Source organism: Pseudogemmobacter humi (assembly GCF_900609055.1).
GTDB classification, from domain to species: domain Bacteria; phylum Pseudomonadota; class Alphaproteobacteria; order Rhodobacterales; family Rhodobacteraceae; genus Pseudogemmobacter; species Pseudogemmobacter humi.
In genome coordinates this window covers 155,170-175,233 of the sequence record NZ_UXAW01000051.1, presented here as the reverse complement: position 1 = coordinate 175,233, position 20,064 = coordinate 155,170, and the positions used below count along the sequence as shown (strand labels likewise).

Genomic DNA, 20,064 nt, shown 5'->3' with positions numbered 1-20,064 from the left:
GGGAGACGCGCCATGGTCAAGATTCACGTCGATATGAGCCTGTGCGAATTCCACGGCCAATGCGTGTTCATCGCGCCGAAGGAGTTCCGCTTCGAGGGCGACGACCTCGTCTACAGCGAAGAGGTGGACGAGGAACACCGCGCCCGGGTCGAACGCGCTGCCAAGGCCTGCCCGCAGCTTGCGATCAAGGTCGAATGATGCCGGAAGACCAGCATTTCGTGGTGGTGGGCGCCTCGCTTGCCGGTCTGCGCGGGGCCGAGGCCCTGCGCGCGGCGGGCTACAAGGGCCGGATCTCGGTGGTCGGCGACGAGGACCGGCTGCCCTACAACCGCCCGCCCCTGTCGAAGAAGATTCTGACCGGCGAACAGGCGATCGAAGAGGTCTCGTTCCCGCTGGCCGATGATCTGGGCGTGGACTGGCATCTGGGCGCGGCGGCGACCGGGCTGGACATCGCCGCGCAACGGGTCACGCTCGCCAACGGAACGGCGCTGGTTTACGACCGGCTGCTGATCGCCACCGGCGTCTCGCCGATCATGCCGCAGATCCCCGGCCGCGATCTGGACGGCGTGCATGTGCTGCGCGACTTCGCCCATGCGGTGAAGCTGCGCGGCGCGCTGACGCCCGGCAGATCGCTGGTGATCCTCGGCGCCGGTTTCATCGGCTGCGAGGTGGCGGCCAGCGCCCGGCAGATGGGGCTGAATGTCACCATCGTCGACCGGCTGGCCTGGCCGATGAACCGGGTGATGGGGCCGGAAATGGCCGGGCTGTTCCGCACCATCCACGAAGAGCAGGGCGTTTCCTTCCGCATGGAGGCCGCGGTGGCGGCCTTCCGGGGCGAGGGCAAGGTGACGGGCGTCGAACTGGCGGGCGGCGAGGTGATTCCGGCCGATCTGGTGCTGGTCGGCGTCGGCTCGGCCCCCGCCACGGCCTGGCTGCGCGATTCGGGGCTGGTGCTGCAAAACGGCGTGGTCTGCGATGCCGCCTGTCTGGCCGCGAACGGGGGCGGAAAGATCGCGGCGGCGGGCGATGTGGCGGCCTGGCCGCATCTGGGCTACGGCGCCGAGGTGATGCGGATGGAGCACTGGACCAACGCCTTCGAGCAGGGCGCGGCCGCCGCGCTCGCGCTGATCTCGGACGCACCGGAGCCCTATCTGCCGCTCCCTTCGTTCTGGTCGGATCAGTACAGCTACAAGATCCAGGCCCTTGGCCGCCCGAAGGTCGATGACCGGATCGAAGTGGTGGCCGGAGACCTCGAATCACGCAAGTTCGTGGCCGAATACCGCGACGATGCGGGGGTGACCGGCGTGCTTTCGGTGAACATGCCGGCGAGAATCGCGGGCTACCGCCGTGATCTCGGCGCGGCGATCCGCCAGCGCGCGACCGGCCTCTGACCCCTTTCGCACCCGGCGCCGATGCGGGAAAATCCCGCATAAATCATGCAGATGATGCACAAGAAATGCGCGGGCCGCCCATGGCCCGCGCATTTTTCGTAAAATTTCTTTCGGGCAGCGGGAAAGATCACAACACGGTTGCGATAAAGGATACACTGTGTATAAAATGAATCCATACCCACCGGAAACCTCTCTATCGGAAGGCGTAAAGACGTGAACCGCATTGCCCGGCAGCCCGAAGTGACCCAGCGCCTGACGGTGAAACTGTCGGACGGCGCCGAGGTTTCGGTGCGTCGCTGGGGCCCCGCACGGGGACGGCGCGTGGTGCTGTCGCACGGCAACGGCCTTGCCGCCGACGGATTCCAGGACTTCGGACGCGCGCTGATGCAGGACTTCGAGGTCGTGGCCTTCGATCTGCGCAGCCACGGCGAAAACGCCAGCGTGCCGCAGGCCGACATGCCCTGGCCGCGCTATATCGCCGATATCCCCGAGATCTTCGACGCCATCGCCGAGGGCTTCGGCCCGCGCGAGACCCATGGCGCCTTCCATTCGATGAGCTCGGCCTGCACGCTGGTCGCGCAGACGAAAACGCCGCGGCCCTGGGCCTCGCTGACCCTGTTCGAGCCGCCGATCGCGCCCGCGACCGAACCCGGGCTGGTCGCCGAGTTCAACATCATCCAGCACGGGCTGGCGGAACGCGCCGCCGGACGCCGCCGCAGCTTTGAAACGCCCGAGGAACTGGCGCGCTCTTTCGCCCGCGCCAGCACCTTCGCGGGGATCCCGCCGGAAGCGATCCTTCAGCTTGCCCGCGCCACCTTGCGCGACACCGGCGCGGGATGGGAGCTTGCCTGCCGCCCCGAACACGAGGCCTCGAATTTCGACACCGCCGGAATGCTCTCGGGGCACTGGCACGATTTCGCCCGCATCACCGTGCCGGTGCAGGTGATCCTCGGCGATGTGGCGGTGCACGACATGCCGCTTCTGACACGCTTCGGTCAGGAAATGGCCGGGCAATTCGGGTTCCGGGCGGTCACCTGCCCAGGCACCAATCACTTCATGCAGCTTCAGAAACCGGAGTTCTGCGCGCGGCAGGTCGCCGCTTTTGCGCAGGAGGCCGAAACGGCCCGGAGCAGAGAGGCTGCGGATACCAACAGGGAAACCAGGGATGAATCAACTCGCGGAAGTGCCATCGGGATCTGATCTTCGGGAATTCGACACCATTCTGGACGCCCTGCGTTACTGGGCCGACACCACGCCCGGGGCGATGGCCGTCGAAACCAGCGATCATGGGGCCCTGACCTACGCCGGGCTGCTGGCCGGGGCCGAGGCTCTGGCGCGCGGCTTCGTCTCGCTCGGGCTGAAGACCGGCGACCGGGTGGCGATCCAGTTGCCCTCGACCCCGGAATTCGTCACCACCTATATCGCCTGCAAGCTGACCGGCTGCGTGCTGACCACGCTGCACATGCCTTACCGCCAGGAAGAACTGCGTCCGCTGATGTCCTTCGCCGCGCCGCGCGCGGTGGTCACGGCGCAGGTGGGCAAATACGACGCCCCCGCCACCATGAGCGCGCTGGCCGCCGATATTCCGGCGCTGGAACATGTGATCGTGGTAGGCGAGGCCGGGCCGGGCCAGGTTTCCTTTGCCGCGCTGATCGAAAACCACCGCCAGGGCGCTCTGCCGCCGCGGCCCGATTCCGATTGCGACGCCGCGATGTGCTTCACCTCGGGCACCTCGGCGGCGCCCAAGGCGGTGCTGCGCAGCCAGCGCTGCTTTGCCCGCAACGCCGCGATCTTCGCCGATATGCTGCATATGACCCGTGACGACCGGGTGATGATCGCGCCGCCGCTGACCCATGTCTTCGGCCTGTCCTGCGCCGGGAATGCGATCCATTCCGGCGCGACCATCGTGCCGATCCCGCTGTTCTCGCCCGAGGTCTATGCCGAATACCTGTTCGACATGCGCCCCACGGTGATCTACTCGGCCCCGGCCCATCTGGCCGCGACGCTCAAAAGCGGCGCGATGGACCGCCGTCCGGCCGATACGGTGCGCGACGTGATCGTCGGCGGCGCGATCTGCCCGCCCGAGGTCGCGGCGCAGTTCGAGGCGAAGCTCCCGAACGGCCGCGTCGGCTGCCTGTTCGGCATGACCGAGACCACGCTGAGCACCCAGACCGACCCCGCCTCACCCCCCGCCATCCGCCACGGCACCGTGGGGAAACTGGCGCGCGGCCTGTCGGTCAGGATCGTCAGCCGAGACACCGGCGAGGTGCTGCCCGCGGGCGAAGAGGGCGAGATGCAGCTCTCCGGCTATTCGGTGCTGGAGCGTTACGTCGGCGAGCATGAGGCGAACCAGACCGCCTTTACCCCGGACGGCTGGTTCCGCACCGGCGATATCGCCTCGCTCGACGCTGACGGAAACATCATGATCACCGGCCGGGTGAAGGATGTGATCAACCGCGGCGGCATCAAGATCAACCCGTCCGACATCGAAAGCATCCTCGACGCGCATGAGGCCATCGTGCAGTCGGCGGTGGTGCCGATGCCCGACGAGGTTCTCGGCGAAAGGCTCTGCGCCTATGTCGTGCTGCGGCCCGGCACGGAACTGAGCCTTGCCGGGCTCTGCACCTATCTTGCCGGGCGCAAGGTGGCCAAGATGCGCTGGCCCGAGCGGCTGGAGATCATCGACGCCATGCCGATGACGCCGACGCGCAAAATCATCAAGCCGGTCCTGATCGCCGATATCCGCAAGAAGCTCGGCCTCGACTGAGGCCCGGCGGGCCACGACGAAACCCCTTTTCAGCAAGAGACGACCCATGCACGGATACCTGCTTGAAACCTATGGCCCGCCGCTGAGCCATGCCGCGAAGGATCTGCCCGATCCGCAGCCCGGCCCGGGCGAGATCCTGATCCTGAACGAGGCCATCGGGCTGAACTATCCCGATGCGCTGATGGTGCAGGGCAAGTATCAGAAGCGCCCCGAGCCGCCCTTCGTGCCGGGCCGCGACTGCGCAGGCACGGTGCTGGCGGTGGGCGACGGGGTGAAGGGTTTCGCCCCCGGCGACAAGGTGGTGGCCCAGGTCTTCTCGGGCGCCTTCGCCGACCGCGTTCTGGCGCCGGAAAACCGCGTCTTCGCCCGTCCGGCGGCGGTGTCCCCGGTCGATGCCGCGGGCGCGATGACGGTGTTCAACACCGCTTATGTCGCGGTGGCGATCCGCGCCGGGGTCAAGGCGGGCGACCGGGTGGTGGTGACGGGTGCCGCAGGCGGCGTGGGCGCCGCCGCGGTGCAGCTTGCCGCCAATCTGGGTGCGCATGTCGTCGGCATCGTCTCGTCGGAGGAAAAGGCCGAACTGGTGCGCCGCTCGGGCGCGCAGCAGGCGCTGATCATCACCGACCGCGCCGAAGAGCCGCTGAAGAACGCTTTCAAAGCCCAGGTCCGCACCGCCTGGGGCGACGACCGCGGCGCCGATGTGGTCATCGACACCGTGGGCGGCACCATGTTCCAGGCCGGTCTGCGCGCGCTCGGCTTTGCCGGGCGGCTGGTGGTGGTCGGCTTCGCCTCGGGCGAGATCCCGGCGGCGAAGGCCAACTATCTGCTCTACAACAACCTGACCGTGATGGGCGCGCCGCTCGACATCCATTTCGACGAGGCGCTGGACCGGCTGCGCGAGGGCACCGCCTGGTGGCTGAGCCTTCTGGCCGAGGGCAAGGCCCGGGCCAATGTCACCGCCGTTCTGCCCTTCGACCGGCTGATGCAGGGGTTGCAGGACATTCTCGACCGCAAAGTGACCGGCAAGCTGGTCGTCGAAACCGGCGCCCGCGCATGAGCGCAGCGCCGGATTTCTCCCGGTTGGAGTTCCGGCCGTTCCGCGGCGACGACCGGCTGCTGGCCTCGCTGGGGCCGGTCTCGGTCGCGGGGGAAGGCACGCAGATCGTGCTGCGGCTGGAACCCGGGCCGGATGCGCTGAACCCCGGCGGTTTCCTGCATGGCGGCGCGCTTTCGGCCCTGTTCGACGTGGCGCTTTACGAGGCCGCGAAGGCGGGGCTGTCGGGCGAAGCCGTCACCGTCTCGCTCGATCTGAAATTCCTTCTGCCCGGCGCGTCGGATCTGCCGCTGACGATCGTGCCGCAGATCCTGCGGGCGGGGCGCAGCCTTGCCACAATCAGCGGCCAGGCCTTCCAGGGCGGCCGGCTGATCGCCTTCGCCACCGGGCAGTTCGCGAGAACCGCCCCCCACTCCGCCCGAAAGGAACCGGCATGACCGCCCTGATCCTTGAACAGTTGCTGAACGGCCTTCAGCTTGGCGTTCTGCTGTTTCTGATCGCCGCCGGACTGACGCTGATCTTCGGCGTCATGGATTTCATCAACCTCAGCCATGGCTCCTTGTTCATGCTGGGCGCCTATTTCGCGGTGCTGTTCCAGGGGCTGACCGGCAGCTTCCTGTTCGCCGTGGGGCTGGCGGGGCTGGCGGTCTGCCTGATCGGCCTGTTGTTCGAGGTGCTGCTGGTGCGGCGCCTTTACGACCGCAGCCATCTCGATCATGTGCTGGTGACTTACGGGCTGATCCTGGTCGCGAACGAATCCGTCAGCATCGTCTGGGGCGCCTCGCCGGTCTTCTCGGGCCTGCCCGGCGAACTGTCGGGCCTCGTCGCCCTGCCCTTCGGGATCTCTTACCCGCTCTACCGGCTGCTGGTGATCGCGGTGGGCATCGCGGTGGCGGCGCTCTTGTTCTGGCTGGTCAAGGAGACCCGGGTCGGCATGCGGGTGCGCGCGGGCGCGACCAACCGCACCATCGTCTCGGTGATGGGCGTGAACATCAGCCTGTTGTTCACCATGGTCTTCGCCTTCGGCGCCTTCCTTGCCGGGCTGGCGGGGGCGCTGGCGGGGCCGCTTCTTTCGGTGCAGCCGGGAATGGGCGAGACGGTGCTGATCCTCTCCTTCGTGGTGGTGGTGATCGGCGGGCTCGGCTCGATCAAGGGCGCGCTGCTCGCGGCGGTGATGGTCGGGCTGATCGACACCATGGGCCGCGCCTTCCTGCGCGATTTCCTCTCGGCCTTCTTCTCGCCCCGGGTTGCCAGCGAGGCGGGTCCGGCGCTGGCGTCGATGCTGGTCTATATCCTGATGGCGCTGATCCTTTTCTTCCGCCCCGAGGGCCTTCTGCCCATGCAAAAGCGGAGCTGATCCCATGATGACGCGCGATTCCGCCCTTCCGGTTTTGCTGATCCTGGCCCTTGCCGCGGGGCTCGGCCCGCTCGGCGCCCTGATCAGCGACGACCCCTATATCCTCTCGATCTTCGAGCGGTTCCTGATCTTCGCCGTGGCCGCGAGCAGCCTGAACCTGATCCTCGGCTATGGCGGCATGGTCAGCTTCGGCCATGCGGTCTATCTGGGGATCGGCGCCTATGCGACGGGGCTGCTGGCCAATGCGGGCTATCCCTCGCTATGGCTTCAGCTGCCGGTGGTGGTGCTGACCTCGGGCTTCGCGGCCTTCCTGATCGGGATGATCGCTTTGCGCACCTCGGGCGTGCATTTCATCATGATCACGCTGGCGCTGGCGCAGATCCTTTACTACCTGGCGCAGTCGTCCTCGGCCTTCGGCGGCGACGACGGCATGGTGATCTACGAGCGCAGCGCGCTCTGGCCCGGCTATGACGCCTTCGATCCCTGGCAGTTCTACGGTTTCATCGCGGTCTCGGCACTGGTGCTGATCTGGCTGGTCGATGTGGTGGTGCGCTCGGACTTCGGCCGCCGCCTCGTCGCCGTGCGCGAGAACGGCCAGCGCGCCAATGCCCTCGGCTTCGATGTGATGGGCACGCGGCTGACCGCCTTCGTCATCGCGGGCGCCGTCTGCGGGCTGGCGGGGCTCTTGCTGGCGAACCAGAGCGAATTCGCGACGCCGGGCTATTCCAACTGGCAGCGCTCGGGCGAGCTGCTGGCGGTGGTGATCCTCGGCGGCGTCGGCACCAGGACCGGCCCGGTCTGGGGCGCGCTGGTCTTCGTGGTGGTCGAGCATTACCTCGCCTCGGTCACCAGCCACTGGCCGATCCTGTTCGGGCCGCTCCTGATCCTGATCGTGCTGTTCTTCCACCAGGGCCTCGCCGGACTGTTCGACAGTCTGGGCCGCAGGCTGCGGCCGCAGACCGGCGGAGGTGCAAAATGACCCATCCGGCGCTCGACATGCGGGGGATCACCGTCCGTTTCGGCGGGATCCTCGCGCTTAACGAGGTGAACCTTTCGCTGGCCCCGGGCAGCGTGCATGCCCTGATCGGGCCGAACGGCGCGGGCAAGACCACGCTGGTCAGCGTGCTCTCGGGCGAGCGGCGCCCGAACCAGGGCACCGTCAGCCTGAACGGGCGCGACATCAGCGGGCTGAGCGCGCTTCGCCGCGCCCGCCTTGGCCTGACCCGCACCTATCAGCTGACAGCCCTCTTCCAGGGCCTCAGCCTGCGCGAGAACCTGCTTCTCAGCCTCGTCGCCCGCGATCAGCCCTCGCTTTCCGCGCTGGACATATTCCGCCGCCGCGACAAGGCCCGCCATGCCGCCGAGGTCGAGGATTTCCTGAACCGCTTCGCCCTGCGCGACAAGGCCGGGGAAAAGCCCGCCTCGCTGTCGCATGGCGACCGCCGCAGGCTTGAGATCGCCATGGCGCTGGCCTCGGGGCCGGAGGTGCTGCTCTTGGACGAGCCGCTCGCGGGCCTGTCCACTTCCGACGCCGAAGCGCTGGTGCGCACGATCAACGAGGGGATCAGGGGCCGCATCCCGATCCTTCTGATCGAGCACGACATGGATGCGGTGTTCCAGCTTTCGGACGAAATCACGGTGATGGTGAACGGCACCGTCCTTGCCAACGGCAAGCCCGACGAGATCCGCGCCTCGCCCGAGGTCCAGGCCGCCTATCTTTCGGAAGAGGACGACTTCTGATGCTGATCTTCGACAAGGTTTCGGCCGGATACGGCCAGAGCCCGGTGCTGTTCGGCCTCGACCTCGACCTGCCCTCGGGTTCGGTCTCGACGCTTCTGGGCAAGAACGGCATGGGCAAGACCACCACCGTGCGCACGATCTTCGGCCTGACCAGCCGGATCACCGGCGACATCGTGCTGAACGGGCGGCGGATCAACGGGCTTCCGGCGCATCAGATCGCCCGGATGGGGGTGGCGCTGGTGCCCGAGGGGCGGCAGGTCTTTCCCACGCTGACCGTGGTGGAGAACCTCGTCGCCACCTCGCGCGACGTGACCGCGAAGGCCCGCGCCGCCGCGGTGCAGCAGATTTTCGAGCTGTTCCCCCGGCTGGAAGAGCGCAAACGCTCTTACGCCAACCTTTTGTCGGGGGGCGAGCAGCAGATGCTGGCCATCGGCCGCGCGCTGATGACCCGGCCGCGCTTCCTGATCCTCGACGAGGCGACCGAGGGCCTTGCCCCGGTGATCCGGCGCGAGATCTGGGCCGCGCTGAAGCGGCTGAAGGAAGAGCACTACACCATCCTCGTGATCGACAAGAGCCTGAAGCCGCTGTGCAAACTGGGCGACCGGCACAACATCATCCGCAAGGGCGAATGCGTCTGGACCGGAGATTCCGAAGGGCTGGCACAGCCCGAGGGCGAAGCGATGCGGCTGCTCGGCGTCTAGGGGCCGGGCCGCAGCCGGCCGGGCGGAACCCCCGGACGGCACAAAAAGAACCACCGATACGAACCACAACAGGGATAACTGAAATGCGCAAAACACTCACATCGCTCGGGCTTCTGGCCGCGATGTCGGCAGGCTCCGCCATGGCCGACGAGACGGTGGATGTCGGGCTGATCTTCTCGCTCTCGGGCTCGGGCGCGGTGCTCGGGACCGAGATGCAGAAGGGCGCCGATCTGGCGCTGGAAATCTCGGGCGGCAAGCTGGGTGGCCTCGACGCCCGTTTCGTCTACGAGGACGATCAGCGCAAACCCGATGTCGGCAAGACCGCCGCCGAAAAGCTGACCCGTTCCGAGAAGGTCGATTTCATCATCGGCCCCAGCTATTCCAACGTGATGATGGCGGTGCATACGCCGGTGGTGCGCTCGGGCACGATCCTGATCTCGCCGAACCCCGCCCCCGCCGATCTGGCCGGCAAAAGCTGCAACGAGAACTACTTCGCGGTGCCGTTCCAGAACGACCAGCCGTCCGAGGCGCTCGGCCTCTATCTGAACGACAAGGGCATCTCGAAGGTCTTCGTCGTGGTGCCGAACTACCAGGCCGGCAAGGATGTGGTCGACGGATTCAAGCGCACCTTCAAGGGCGAGATCGTGTCCGAGATCTACACCTCGCTGGAGCAGAACGACTTCTCGGCCGAGATGACCGAGATCAAGTCGCGCGCGCCCGAGGCGGTGCTGGCCTTCATGCCCGGCGGTCTGGGCGTGCAGTTCGTCAAGCAATACGACCAGGCCGGGCTGAAATCCCAGGCCGATCTGTATACCATCTTCACCGTGTTCAACGGCGTGTCGCTCGATGCGATCGGCGCGGCGGCGGACGGGGTCTATTCGGTCGATCAGTGGACCTATGACCTCGACAATGCGGCGAACCAGGAATTCGTCACGGCTTACCGCGCGAAATACGGCACCCTGCCGTCGAACTTCGCCGCCATGGCCTATGACGCGGTGCGGCTGGTCGACGGCGCGGTGACCGCCGCCGGCGGGATCGAAGACAAGGACGCGCTGCGCAAGGCGATCAAAGCCGCCAGCTTCCAGTCGGTGCGCGGCGATTTCGCTTTCAACAACAACCAGCATCCGATCCATTCGATGTATCTCGCAAAGGTCTCGCAAGACGACGAGGCCGGCGCGCTGGCGGTGAAGCGCGAGGCGCTGATCGTCGAGAAGATGGTGGATTCCTTCGCGGGCGACTGCGGTCTGGAATGATCCCGACGACCCGTGGCCGGGGGGATATCCCCGGCCACGGGGCTGGATTACCCGGAACAGAGGGACTAGGACTTGCCGGAGGGGCACAAGAAGGAACGGCCGGATATGGGACTTTCCGAACAGGGTGACGGCACGCGCTCGAAGCGGGGCAGGCCGAAGGGCCAGGCCACGCAGGCCGTCTACAGCACCCTGCGCGGCGAGATCCTGACCCTTGCGCTGAAACCCGGCCAGTATCTTGAGGAAACCCTGCTGGAGAAACGCTTCGGCGTCTCGCGCACCCCGATCCGCGAGGCGCTGATCCGGCTTCAGGCCGACCGGCTGGTGAAATTCTCGCCCAATCGCGGCCATTACGTCGAAACGGTCAGCTTCGACGACGTGCCGCTGATCTTCGAGGCGCTCGACCTGCAACAGGCGGCGGTGCTGCAACTCGCCGCCGCGCGGCACAGCCCCGAGGATATCGCCGGGCTGGAAGAGATCAACGAAGCCTATCGCCGCGCGGGCGAGCAGAACGACCACAAGACCATGGCCGAGCTGAACCACGATTTCCACCTGGCCATCGCGCGCGCCGCCCGCAATTCCTTCCTGTCGGAATTCTACGAGACGATGCTGAATTTCAGCATCCGGCTGAGCTATCTGATGTTCCAGAGCGCCAGCCGCAACCGCGAGGATTTCGAGGGCTATTACATGCAGGTCTATAACGAACACGTCGAGATGATCGACCTGATCCACCGCGGCGAAGGCGGCAAGCTGCACGAACTCAGCCGCCGCCATATCAAACTGTTCTCGGACCGGACCGTGCGCTTCCTGACCCAGCGGGCCGAGCTGGAGGCCTTCGTGCAAAACTTCGGCGCGGCCGGGGCGGATCCGGTGTCATGACCGGCATCGCGGGCGAGACCGTCATCGGCCTTGAGGAATACCTGGAAGGCGGGCCGCGCCGCCGGGTGATCGACGCCGCCGCCGCGCTGTTTCGCAAACGCGGCTTCAACGCCGTCTCGATGACCGAGGTCGCCCAGGCCGTGGGCCTGTCGAAACCCGGCCTCTATCACCACTGGCCCGGCAAAGAGGCGCTGCTTCTCGCCATCGTCGGCATCACCAGCGAACTGCTGCTGCGCCAGCTTGAGGACAGCCGCCGCGCCCCGGGCGATCCGGCCGCGCGGATGCGGGCCTTCATGCGCAGCCGGCTTGAGGTGGTGGCGCAGTATCAGGATCTGTTCACCGTCACCTGGCAGGAACGCGCGATCCTCAGTTCGGCAGGCTTCGCCCGCCTCGCCTCGGCGGCCGAGCGTTACCGCGAAGGCGTGCGGCAACTGATCGACGAGGCCAAATCCGCCGGTCTGATCCGTGCCGATATCGACACCCATCTGCTGATGCTCGCGCTGGACGGCATGACCGGCTGGGCCTATTTCTGGTATCGCGAGGAAGGCGCTTTGCGCCCCGGCCAGATCGGCGATGCCTTCTGGGACATGCTGGTCCAGGGCGTGGGCGGCGCGCCCGCCTGAACCATCGCCTCCGGGCCGGGCCCTTTTCGCAAGACGGCAAGAGACGGGCGTCAACCCATCCCGTGCCGGCCCCCCGTCGCCGGACCAGCCGCCGGTGTTCTGCGCGGCGGGGGACATGCCGCATCCCCGCAACATCTCCACGGATCGGCGGAGTCCGGTGACACTGGCACAGACCGACGGGTGACCGGATCAGCGAGCGCCGGATGACGCTGGCCGGAAGACAAGCGCCGAACGCGGCAGGTGCCGGACAGCTACTCGCGGGCAACGGCCGTAAAGCCGGGCGCTGTTATCCGATGCCTCGTTGTCCTTTCCATCTCCCGGGGCATAATGATCGCACGTGACAGGCCCGGCCAGGACAATCCTGCGCCGGGGAGTGACGAAACGCGGATACCCACCGCATTGCAGACGGACAGAGCCATGCCGATGCCCGGGCCTTCTCTCGGGGCCATACTGCTCGCAGCCGGTGCAGCACGCCGGATGGCCCCGAGCGGATACCATAAACTGCTGGCCGAGTTTGATGGCACCCCTCTGGTGCGGCGGGCCGCGCAAACCCTGCTGTCGGCGGATGTCTCGCCGGTTCTGGCCGTAACCGGACACCGGCACCAGGAGATCGGGGCCGCGCTCGGAGGACTGGATATCCGGCTGGTCTTCAATCCCGGCTATGCCTCGGGCATAGGGAGCTCCCTTGCCTGCGGGTTCTCAGATCCCGGCCTCTCGCAGCAGGATGGCGTGCTGGTGATGCTTGCCGATATGCCGGGCATCACCCCGGACCATGTGAAGCAGATGGCAGAGATGTTCCGCCGCCATGACCGCGCCGCTGTGCTGCGTGCCAGCCATGACGGCCAGCCGGGCAATCCCGTCATCATCCCAAGGGCACTCTGCGAAGGAATGCGGCGGCTGACCGGCGACAACGGCGCGCGGGATCTTATCCGGCGCTCGGACCTGCCGGTCCTGGATGTGGAGATCGGCCCGGCGGCGCTTCTCGATGTCGACACGGCGGAGGCCGTGACCCGGGCCGGGGGCGTTCTGAAAGGCTGAGCCCCGAAAGCGGCCCGCCGGGGCAACCGGCCCCAGGACCGTGACGAAGCGGCGCAAGCGCGAGACGCCCGGGGATCCGGGGACCAGGACAGAGGAGACGATGATCTTCGCCCTCCGGCGTCACACGCTGCCTCCGGAGGGCGGCCGTAGCGCCCCGTAACCCCGATCCCGCATCTGACCTGCATCGGCGCCTGCGACGGCACCTGCGGGTTCGCCTTCAACCGGCTGGTCGAAAAGGCCGGGAAAACGGCTGCCGCCCGCATCCGACCGGCTTCAACGCAGCCTGAAACTTTGCCCGCAGACCCGAGACGCCGAATAGCCTCACCCCTTGAGAATATATCTGCAAGCTCTGCACGTCAGAGCCAGACAGATCGTGCTCAATCAGAGGCCGGAAAAACAGCCGCTTTCGATACACCTGGAGACCGGATCCGCATTCGGCCCCTGCCCCGGCAGGCCGGGCCATGCCTTTCCCACGGGCAATTCCTAAGGCATCCGCATCGCGGTCGGTGGTGTCGACCGGAACGGGGCCGCGCGCGAGCGATATCCGAATGCGCGGCATGCAGGCTGGCGCCTTCGCCATTCCGGCGGCCCGCATATGCCGGGAACCGGACCGGCGGACGGGCGGGCGGAACCCGGCAACGCTCTGCCATCGCATCCCGTGCATCCGGCCCCGCCACCCCTGCCCCTCTGCCGCCTGGGCACAAAGATATACTGCCGTGAGATATCACCCGCCGCCGGGGCACCCCGCGCGGCCACGGGTGATCTGCGGCCCGGCCTCTCCGGGTTTGCGCGCGGCGCTTTGCGGCAAAGTGGTGGGGCTGGCGCCGGTCATGCGGCGAAACATCGCGATGAAAGCCGAGGCATCGCCATAGCCCAGCGACCGCGCCACGCTCTGCACTTTCTCGCCCGCGTCGAGCAGGGAAAGCGCGCGCACCAGCTTCAGCCGCAGGCGCCACTCGTTGAACGAAATGCCGAAGGCGCTTTGCCAGCGGCGTGACAGTGTCCGCTCCGTCACCCCCGTGCGGCGCGCCCATTCCGCCAGCGACAGCCGGTTGCCCGGATCGGCCGACAGGCTGTCGACGATCCCCGCCAGCAGCCGGTCGGCGGTGAAGGGCAGATAGCTGTCGAACTGCGGCGCCAGCGCGATCTGATCGACCAGCACCCGCGCCAGCCGCCGGTCGGGCGCGGTTTGCGGCACGGTGATGCCGCGCCCGGCGAAATCCGCCAGAACCGCCTTCAGAAGCGGGCTGAGCGCCAGCGTGCGCACCGAGCGCGGCAGGCTTTCGCACAGTTCGGCCGAGACATAGGTGGTGACATAGAGCATGTCCTCGCGGCTCCAGGCCTCATGCGCGGTGCCGGGCGGGATCCAGATCCCGTAGGACGGCGGCGAGAGGAAGCGCCGCCCCTCGACCTCGATCTCGCAGACCCCGGACAGGGCGTAGAGCAATTCGCCCCAGGGCTGGATCTTGCGCGGAAAGGCGGTGCCGCCGCGATAGACCTCGGTGCGGAACGACAGCGGACGAGGCTCGTCGCCGTCGATTCTGCCCTCGGGCGGGGGGTCGGGCGTCTGTCCTGCCATGTTTCACAACCGATTGTCCGGTTCTCACTATATACGAGTGATCGGACATGGCGATAGGCTGAATCCATCATATCCCTTTTCCGACGGTTCCCCCCGACCCGCGGCACGCCCCCCGTGCCCGCGCAAGCAAGCCTCATATCCATGGAGTCAGCCAGATGCTCGATATGCTTCGCCCCTACTGGTATCCCGTCGCGCCCCTTGGCGCCCTTGGCGACGGGCCGACGCGCCTGAAACTGCTGGGCGAGCAACTCGTCCTGTGGAAAGGCCCCGAGGGCCGGCCGGTCGCGATGAAGGATCTCTGCATCCATCGCGGCGCGGCGCTGTCGGGCGGCACCATCGAGAACGGCGAGATCAAATGCCCCTATCACGGCTGGAAATATTCCGCCTCGGGCGCCTGCACCCATATCCCCGCTTTGCCGCCGGGCGCGCCGATCCCGGCGAAGGCCCGCGCCATCACCTATCCCACCCGCGCGGCTTACGGGATGGTCTGGATCTGCCTCGGCGACGGCAGCACGCCCTTCCCCGATTTCCTCTCGGATTACGAGGACGAGGCGATCTGGCGCCAGGTCTATGTCGATCACTACGACTGGAAGACCTCGGCCGGGCGCGTGGTGGAGAATGCGATGGACTTCTCGCATTTCAACTTCGTCCATATGGGCTACACCGAACTGGCCGACGGGCCGATCATCAAACCCTACGAGGTCGAGCGCAACGAGCGAGGCTTCACCTATGCCTATGACGACGGGCATCTGCTGCGCGAATATGTGGTGGAGTTTCCCTTCATCGTGCACGACCGCAAGCGGGTGACCAATCCCGCAGGCGGGAAAACCTGGTCGGATTCCGGCGAGGGCAGCTCGGGCGACGTGACGCTTTTGTCCTTCTTCGCCACTCCGGTGGACGAGAACGAGACCCGCATCCATGTGATGGTCACCCGCAACCATTCGCTCGACCGCGCCGATTCCGAATTCACCGGCGGATTCGGGGTGGTGATGGGGCAGGATCAGGTCATCGTCGAGACGCAGCGCCCCGAGCAGATCCCGATGGATGTCTCGGAAGAGCTGCACATCCGCCTGCCCGATCAGCATGCGATCCTTTACCGGCGGATGCTGCGCGAGCTGAACCTGCCCGCGGCCTACATGCCGTAAGGGAGCGCGGGAATGGCAGAGCTTCTTTCGCTGACCCTCGCCGCCGTCACCCCGGCGGCGGAAGGGATAAGCCTCTTCGAGTTCCGCGCGGGCCCCGGTCAGGGCCCGCTGCCGCCGTTTGAACCCGGGGCGCATCTGTCGCTCATGCTGCCCTCGGGGATCGAGCGGCAGTATTCGCTCTGCAATAATCCCGACGAGCACGGCCGCTATGTCGTGGCGGTGAAGCGCGAGGCCGAAGGGCGCGGCGGCTCGCGCGAGATGCACGGGCTGGTGCCTGGCCAGGTGCTGCGCTCGCGCCCGCCCGCGAACCATTTCCCGCTGGCCCCCGCGCCCGCGCCGGTGCTGCTGATCGCCGGGGGCATCGGGGTAACGCCGATCGTCGCCATGGCCCACCGGCTGGCCCGGGACCGGCGGCCGTTCCGGCTGGTGTTCCTTGCCCGCAGCCGCAAAGAGGCCGCCTTCCTCGACACCTTGCGCGATCTGGCCGGAGCGGGCCTGGTCCTGCATTTCGACGATGAGGCGGCGGGCTTTTACGATCTGGCCGGGCTCTTGTCCGGGGCCGATCCCGCGGCGCATATCCATTGCTGCGGCCCCGCGCCGCTGATGGAGGCGGTGCGCCGCGCCGCCGCCTCATGGCCCGAAAACCAGTTGCATTTCGAGTTTTTCGCCAATGCGGCCGAAGCCCATGCCGAGGGCGACCAGCCCTTTACCCTGATCCTCGCCCGCAGCCGGCGCGAGGTCGCGGTCGGCGCCGCCGAAACCCCGCTCGAAGCTCTGCTGCGCCAGGGGGTCGATGTCGATTACAGCTGCACCGAAGGCACCTGCGGCACCTGCATCACCCGGGTGATCGAGGGCGAGGTTGATCATCGCGACGCGGTGCTGATGCCGGGCGAGAAGGCATCGAACATCGTGCTGTGCTGCTCGCGCGCCAAAGGAGAGCGGCTGACCGTCGATCTGTGACGCCTCGCGGCCGCGGCGCTCAGGTTGCCGCGGCCTCGGCCAGAACCTCTGCCAGCACCGAAATCGCCAGCATCCGCGGATCGCGGGTCGAGGGGATCAGCCCCATCGGCCCGCGCAGCCGCGCGAGCCCGGCCTCGTCCACCCCCATGGCCCGCAGCCGCCCGAGCCGCTGCGCGGCGGTGCGGCGGCTGCCCTGGGCGCCGATGTAGAACGCCTCGCTTGCCAGCGCGCCCAGCAGGATCCCGGGTTCGTGGTCGTGATCGTGGAAGAACAGCGTCACCGCGGTATGGCGGTCGGCGGGCAGCGCCGCCGGCCCGGCCCCGAAGGGAAACGGCAGCGGCCGGATCCCCTCCTCTCCGGCCAGGGCGAGGGTCTCGTCATCGGGCGAGGACAGGAAGGTCTCATAGCCCGCGCCTGCGGTCATCCGGCTGAAGGCCACCGCTTCGGGCCCCTTGCCGAAGACGATGAAGCGGATGTCAGGCAGGATGCGCAGGCGGAAATCGGCGCCCGGAAAGGGGTCGGTGCCGATCCTCCCGGCCGAGATCCAGAGATCGGCAGGCATGCGCGCCGCGATCCGCTCGCGCAGCGCGGCGACCGGCGCGCGCGCCACCGGCATAATCCGCACATCCAGCCCGCCGCCGCAGGGCAGCACCAGATCGGGAAACGGCGATCCGGCGCCATAGCGCAGCTCACGCGCGGCGCCGCCCCCGATCACCTCGCGCGCATGCAGCGCGATGTCCGCGTCGATACAGCCCGAGGACAGATGCCCCGCCACGCCGCCGTCGCGCCCGAACACCATCGCGGCGCCGACCGGGCGGTAGGACGGCCCCTCGGTCCGGCGGATCAGCGCGATGGCGGCGGGATCGGCGATCTGCGCCAGCGGCAGGTCCGAGGCCCGCAGCACCGCATGGTCGATCCGTTCCGCCATCCCGCGCCTTTCCGTCTGAACCCGGGTCGTCTGCGTCATTCCGGCCTCCGTCGCGCCAGGGAATGAGCCAGCCTCGCCCCTGACGCCAGACAAGGGAAGCGTTTCCTTCAGCGCCTCACGTCGAGGCACAGCTTCGCATGCGGAGACGCCGCCTGACGTTCCCAGGCCGCGGCCACGGCGGAAAGCGGCATGACCTCGGCCGCCTGGCGCAGATCGCCCGCCAGCGCATGGGCGCAAAGCGCGCTGTAGGCGGCGGCGCGGGTGTCGGGCGCGGCGATGGAAGAGGAATAGCCGAGGATCGCCGCCGCGGTGCCGCGCATGAAGGCGGGCGCCAGCGGCACCGAAAGCCCGGCGGAATGGCCAAGCTGCACCAGCCGCCCGCCCCGCGTCGCCGCCATCAGCGCCGCCAGCGCCGGCGTGCCCCAGACCGGATCGACGATCACGTCGAGCCTGCCCTGGCTCGCCTCGCGGAACCGCGCGGCAAGGGTCTGCGGCGTGTCGTCCGCCTGGATCTGCACCGTGGCGTCGGCGCCCTGCGCCTCCAGTTCGGCCAGCCGTCCGGCCGAGCGGGCGGCGGCAACCACCCGCCCCGCGCCCATCAGCCGCGCAAGCTGCACCGCCAGCGCGCCGACCACGCCGCTGGCGCCCAGCACCAGCACCGTCTCGCCTTTTTGCAGTTTCGCGCTGTCGGAAAGCGACAGATACGCCGTCAGCCCGCCGATCCCCAGCGTCACCGCCATCTCGTCCGCCACACCGTCGGGCACCGGATAAAGCCGGTCCGCCTGGGCCAGCGCCTGTTCCGCCATCGAACCGTAGCGCCCGGGCGCCGCGGCAAAGTAATGCCGTGCGCCACTGACCGTCCCCACCCCCTCGGCGCCCGGAACGCGCGGGAAACCGGCGCCGGGCTGGGTGGCAAGGAACAGGTCGATCGGATTGACCCCGGCCAGGCTGACCGCGACCGGCACCCCGGGCTGATCCGCGCCGGGGCGCTCGGTTTCGCCAAAGACCGGCACACCGGCGGCGTTCAGAAGGGCGGCTTTCATCCCGGCGCTCATGCGGCGATCCTTTCGGGCAGGGGGCTGTCGAGTTGCCCGGCGCTGAGAAACAGCGCGAGCAGCGGGTAATAGCCCGCGATGGTGGTGATCTCGGTCGCGGCCTCGCGGCCCAGAGCAGCGACCAGACCGGCCAGCAGATCCTGATCGGCGCGGCGCTCCAGCACGGCGGCGCGGATATAGCGCACGCAAAGCGCCTCGGCCGGCGCAAGGCCGCGGGCGCTGCCGTCGAGCACGGCGCCGCGCTCGTCCGGGGTCATGCCCAGCCTGGCGGCGATGGCGTCGTGATAGGCCCATTCGTAGCCCGAGCCCCAGGCGGCGGCGGCGGCCAGGATGGCGATCTCGCGCAGCCGGTCGTCCAGCACGCCGTGGTAGCGGATCGCCTCGCCCACGCCCTGGATCGCCGCCGCGAACTGCGGCGCGTCGAGCATGGCGAGGAAGGGAAACGGCACCCCGCCGCGCGGCCCCGAGGCGATCTGGTCGTAAGCCGCCCGTTGCGCGGGCCGCATCTTTTCGGGATCGGTTTCGCCGATCAGCATGTCTCGTCCTTTCCTGTCACGCGGGCCGGACCTGCCCGGCCCGCGCAAGATCCGTCAGCGGCGCTCGAAGATCGCTTTCGCGACATTGCCGACCGCCTCGACCTTCTCCTCGATGTCCTCCATCAGGAGGATGCGGCAGGGGCTGGCCTCCAGCCCGTCGTAGCGCCAAGGGTAGGCGCCGATCACGCCGCGCTTGTTCAGGCAAAGCTCGATATCGCCGCCGATGTTCTCGGCATGGATCAGGCCGCGGTCGAACGCATAGCTGTGGAACGGGAAGATGTTCTCCACCACCTCGCGGCCCGATTTGGAATGGGTGAAACTGTAGTCGCCGAAGAACTCGTCGCAGCTCATGCCGATCTTCTCTTCGAACCGTTTCGCCAGATCGGGACGCATGTGGCGGATCGAGGTGTTCATCGCATGGTCGCCCGAGCCGGCGTCGATGCCGAACCATTTGATCTTCTTGTCGAGCATCCATTCCAGGAGTTCGATCTTACCGCCGGGGTGCATACAGAAATAGCGCACCAGATCCTGCTCGGGCTTGCCTTCCCAGTAGCGGTGCCAGCCGGTGTGCAGGATCAGGATGTCGCCGTCTTTCACCTCGACCGGGGCGGATTCGATCATCTCGGGGGTGATCACCGCCCAGTCATGCATATGCTGCGAGATATCGACCACCGCCCCCGGGCCAACGAGGAAATCCATCGCATAAGACGCCATGTCGCCCATGCCGTCGGTGCCGTGCATCGCGCCGTCGATATGAGTGCCCATATGCAGCGCCACGTCGATGCGCTGCGCCACGATCTGCTTGGTTTGCAGATTCTGCGCGTAATACATCTTGTTGCCCGCATAGCCGACCCAGCCCGGCGTATGGGCGTTCATCAGATGGGTCATGTCGGTGATCTTCATCGCTGGTTCCTTCGCTTGGGCCGGATCGGCAGGTCTTTTACTGTAGTTGATGCTTATATTTAATAATATGCAAATTATTTTTCTGTTACGGAAAGATTTTTTACTATGACTGCATCGACTGACGTAAATTCATCGCCTTACCTGACCCTCTCTGCCCA

At 67.4% G+C, this 20,064-nt stretch carries 21 protein-coding genes; 16 read left to right on the top strand and 5 right to left on the bottom strand.

All coding sequences use genetic code 11. The features are described 5' to 3' along the window. Positions 1 to 12: 12 nt before the first annotated feature. From XINFAN_RS07100 to XINFAN_RS07035, 14 genes are all read left to right on the top strand, one after another. Positions 13 to 198 (top strand): ferredoxin, encoded by a 186-nt coding sequence (locus XINFAN_RS07100; protein ID WP_124085791.1) that lies wholly within the window; start codon positions 13 to 15, stop codon positions 196 to 198. Continuing rightward, positions 198 to 1,391, top strand: coding sequence for an NAD(P)/FAD-dependent oxidoreductase (locus XINFAN_RS07095; protein ID WP_160144557.1), 1,194 nt, complete (start codon positions 198 to 200; stop codon positions 1,389 to 1,391). Before XINFAN_RS07100 ends, XINFAN_RS07095 begins: the two co-directional genes overlap by 1 nt. 213 nt (positions 1,392 to 1,604) lie before the next feature. After that, positions 1,605 to 2,591 carry an alpha/beta fold hydrolase gene (locus tag XINFAN_RS07090; RefSeq protein WP_160144556.1) on the top strand — a complete coding sequence of 329 codons (987 nt, stop codon included), beginning with the start codon at positions 1,605 to 1,607 and terminating at the stop codon, positions 2,589 to 2,591. Then, on the top strand, positions 2,557 to 4,158 hold the full coding sequence (locus XINFAN_RS07085) for a class I adenylate-forming enzyme family protein (RefSeq protein ID WP_124085788.1): 1,602 nt from the start codon (positions 2,557 to 2,559) through the stop codon (positions 4,156 to 4,158). The genes XINFAN_RS07090 and XINFAN_RS07085 overlap by 35 nt, the downstream gene beginning before the upstream one ends. Positions 4,159 to 4,204: 46 nt before the next feature. Continuing rightward, entirely contained in the window at positions 4,205 to 5,215 is a 1,011-nt protein-coding gene (locus tag XINFAN_RS07080) for an NADPH:quinone oxidoreductase family protein (RefSeq protein WP_124085787.1), read from the top strand. Continuing rightward, positions 5,212 to 5,649 carry a PaaI family thioesterase gene (locus XINFAN_RS07075; protein ID WP_124085786.1) on the top strand — a complete coding sequence of 146 codons (438 nt, stop codon included), beginning with the start codon at positions 5,212 to 5,214 and terminating at the stop codon, positions 5,647 to 5,649. Before XINFAN_RS07080 ends, XINFAN_RS07075 begins: the two co-directional genes overlap by 4 nt. Continuing rightward, on the top strand, positions 5,646 to 6,569 hold the full coding sequence (locus tag XINFAN_RS07070) for a branched-chain amino acid ABC transporter permease (protein ID WP_124085785.1): 924 nt from the start codon (positions 5,646 to 5,648) through the stop codon (positions 6,567 to 6,569). The genes XINFAN_RS07075 and XINFAN_RS07070 overlap by 4 nt, the downstream gene beginning before the upstream one ends. A 4-nt stretch (positions 6,570 to 6,573) precedes the next feature. Next, on the top strand, positions 6,574 to 7,548 hold the full coding sequence (locus tag XINFAN_RS07065) for a branched-chain amino acid ABC transporter permease (protein WP_124085784.1): 975 nt from the start codon (positions 6,574 to 6,576) through the stop codon (positions 7,546 to 7,548). Continuing rightward, on the top strand, positions 7,545 to 8,309 hold the full coding sequence (locus XINFAN_RS07060; protein WP_124085783.1) for an ABC transporter ATP-binding protein: 765 nt from the start codon (positions 7,545 to 7,547) through the stop codon (positions 8,307 to 8,309). Before XINFAN_RS07065 ends, XINFAN_RS07060 begins: the two co-directional genes overlap by 4 nt. Next, positions 8,309 to 9,010 carry an ABC transporter ATP-binding protein gene (locus XINFAN_RS07055; RefSeq protein WP_124085782.1) on the top strand — a complete coding sequence of 234 codons (702 nt, stop codon included), beginning with the start codon at positions 8,309 to 8,311 and terminating at the stop codon, positions 9,008 to 9,010. The genes XINFAN_RS07060 and XINFAN_RS07055 overlap by 1 nt, the downstream gene beginning before the upstream one ends. 83 nt (positions 9,011 to 9,093) lie before the next feature. Continuing rightward, positions 9,094 to 10,263, top strand: coding sequence for an ABC transporter substrate-binding protein (locus XINFAN_RS07050; protein WP_124085781.1), 1,170 nt, complete (start codon positions 9,094 to 9,096; stop codon positions 10,261 to 10,263). Positions 10,264 to 10,368: 105 nt separating this feature from the next. Then, complete coding sequence (locus XINFAN_RS07045; protein ID WP_124085780.1) at positions 10,369 to 11,139, top strand: GntR family transcriptional regulator; 771 nt, start codon at positions 10,369 to 10,371, stop codon at positions 11,137 to 11,139. Continuing rightward, a complete protein-coding gene (locus XINFAN_RS07040) occupies positions 11,136 to 11,762 on the top strand; it encodes a TetR/AcrR family transcriptional regulator (protein ID WP_124085779.1) in 627 nt (208 codons plus the stop codon). Before XINFAN_RS07045 ends, XINFAN_RS07040 begins: the two co-directional genes overlap by 4 nt. Before the next feature lie 327 nt (positions 11,763 to 12,089). Further along, on the top strand, positions 12,090 to 12,800 hold the full coding sequence (locus tag XINFAN_RS07035) for a nucleotidyltransferase family protein (RefSeq protein WP_199286378.1): 711 nt from the start codon (positions 12,090 to 12,092) through the stop codon (positions 12,798 to 12,800). Positions 12,801 to 13,524: 724 nt separating this feature from the next. Here the strand turns inward: XINFAN_RS07035 and XINFAN_RS07030 are convergent. After that, positions 13,525 to 14,379 (bottom strand): AraC family transcriptional regulator, encoded by an 855-nt coding sequence (locus tag XINFAN_RS07030; RefSeq protein WP_124085778.1) that lies wholly within the window; start codon positions 14,377 to 14,379, stop codon positions 13,525 to 13,527. Between the two features lie 155 nt (positions 14,380 to 14,534). Here XINFAN_RS07030 and XINFAN_RS07025 point away from each other — a divergent pair, with 155 nt between their 5' ends. Both XINFAN_RS07025 and XINFAN_RS07020 read left to right on the top strand, forming a co-directional pair. Continuing rightward, positions 14,535 to 15,524 carry a Rieske 2Fe-2S domain-containing protein gene (locus tag XINFAN_RS07025; protein WP_124085777.1) on the top strand — a complete coding sequence of 330 codons (990 nt, stop codon included), beginning with the start codon at positions 14,535 to 14,537 and terminating at the stop codon, positions 15,522 to 15,524. Between the two features lie 12 nt (positions 15,525 to 15,536). Then, positions 15,537 to 16,484 carry a PDR/VanB family oxidoreductase gene (locus XINFAN_RS07020; RefSeq protein ID WP_124085776.1) on the top strand — a complete coding sequence of 316 codons (948 nt, stop codon included), beginning with the start codon at positions 15,537 to 15,539 and terminating at the stop codon, positions 16,482 to 16,484. A 19-nt stretch (positions 16,485 to 16,503) separates the two neighbouring features. On the opposite strand, the gene XINFAN_RS07015 is transcribed toward XINFAN_RS07020, so the two are convergent. The 4 genes from XINFAN_RS07015 to XINFAN_RS07000 all read right to left on the bottom strand — a co-directional run bounded on the left by XINFAN_RS07015 (position 16,504) and on the right by XINFAN_RS07000 (position 19,906). Continuing rightward, positions 16,504 to 17,451: an XdhC family protein gene (locus tag XINFAN_RS07015; protein ID WP_124085775.1), complete on the bottom strand. Its 948-nt coding sequence runs from the start codon at positions 17,449 to 17,451 to the stop codon at positions 16,504 to 16,506. Positions 17,452 to 17,519: 68 nt separating this feature from the next. Further along, the gene (locus tag XINFAN_RS07010; RefSeq protein WP_160144555.1) at positions 17,520 to 18,467 is read right to left on the bottom strand and encodes a quinone oxidoreductase family protein; all 948 of its coding nucleotides are present in this window, start codon (positions 18,465 to 18,467) and stop codon (positions 17,520 to 17,522) included. Further along, positions 18,464 to 19,003 carry a carboxymuconolactone decarboxylase family protein gene (locus XINFAN_RS07005; protein ID WP_124085773.1) on the bottom strand — a complete coding sequence of 180 codons (540 nt, stop codon included), beginning with the start codon at positions 19,001 to 19,003 and terminating at the stop codon, positions 18,464 to 18,466. The genes XINFAN_RS07010 and XINFAN_RS07005 overlap by 4 nt, the downstream gene beginning before the upstream one ends. A gap of 54 nt (positions 19,004 to 19,057) precedes the next feature. Next, a complete protein-coding gene (locus tag XINFAN_RS07000) occupies positions 19,058 to 19,906 on the bottom strand; it encodes a cyclase family protein (protein ID WP_124085772.1) in 849 nt (282 codons plus the stop codon). Positions 19,907 to 20,064 lie beyond the last annotated feature (158 nt).